Annotated in this window: 1 pseudogene; it reads right to left on the reverse strand. The window is 27.4% G+C overall.

Annotated features, from left to right (window positions below):
• Nucleotides 1-627: pseudogene (locus Z054_RS32045) on the reverse strand (hypothetical protein); the annotation flags it as partial.

A 627-nucleotide genomic window follows, 5' to 3' on the forward strand; every position in this document is an offset into this window, starting at 1 on the left:
GTACTGTTACTTATATCTAATTGTGTTAGTTCATTATGATTACAAAATAATTCTTCTAATTCTTTTTGTCTGCTTAGTTTTAGTTCGGTTATCTTATTATATCTACAAAATAATTTTTTTAATTTCCGACTATTAGGTAAAAACAAGCTACTTAACTTATTATTATTACAATTTAATTCGATCAAATCACGGCTAAGTATTGTTAGTGATTCTAGGTTATTTCTTTTACAGAATATATTTTTTAACTTGGTGTTTTTGCTTAGATCTAAATTAGTTACTTTATAATTTTTATAAAAATCAAGTGATTCTAACTTGGTGTTTTTACTTAGATCGATTTCTCTGATACTAGTTTTTCTAATCGATAAGCCTATAATATTTTTAAAAGCATCAATACCAATAAGATTAAATATTGGACCGCCAGAAACTCTTATGCGGCCTGTATATGCCTGAGCTTCACTAACTTCTATTTTACCGTTGTTATTGGTATCAATATTGTGATTTCGTAATAATGCTTGTTTAAATTTAGTATCAGGAATAATAACTTCTTGTGCTTGTAGTGAGAGGGTAAGCGTTATGAATGCAATGCAACTGCATACCCATTTTTTTTGTGTTAATACGATCATGATT

The sequence above is a fragment of the Aquimarina macrocephali JAMB N27 genome, from assembly GCF_000520995.1.
GTDB lineage: Bacteria > Bacteroidota > Bacteroidia > Flavobacteriales > Flavobacteriaceae > Aquimarina > Aquimarina macrocephali.